The 453-nt window shown below is 46.8% G+C and carries 1 pseudogene; it reads right to left on the minus strand.

From position 1 onward, the window contains the following. Window positions 1-453 (minus strand): annotated as a pseudogene (locus tag RG959_RS23840) (IS3 family transposase); the annotation flags it as partial.

Here is a 453-nt window from a genome sequence, read left to right on the forward strand (position 1 = left end):
CACGGAGCTTTTTGTGGCTTGAACTGTGCCACTGTATAGGAAGAAACAAGCCCTTGTTCCTTCATGATGCGTCCAATACGTCTTCTGGAGACTGTCAATCCACGCTTGTGCAGTTCGACTTTGATCTTGCGCGTGCCGTAGGCACTTCGGTTTTGTTGGAAAATCTCTATGATAGCGCCTGTTACGTCGTCTTCTGACTGACGTTCTTTGGCCTCATAATAGTACGTACTACGTGAAATCTGCAGGACGCTGCACATTGCTGATACCGAGTATTTGTCTTGGTTTCGCTTGATGACATTTACTTTCGTCCCATGATCAGCGCGGCTTGCTTTAAAATATCGTTCTCCATTCTGAGCTGTTTCAGTTCCTTGCGAAGCTCTAAAAGCTCCTGCTGTTCAGGAGACCGGTTGTCTTTCTCTTTAAAAGAACCGGAGGTTTCATCCTGGTGGATCC

Origin of the sequence: Domibacillus sp. 8LH (genome assembly GCF_038806185.1) — a bacterium.
GTDB classification, from domain to species: Bacteria; Bacillota; Bacilli; order Bacillales; family Domibacillaceae; genus Domibacillus; species Domibacillus indicus_A.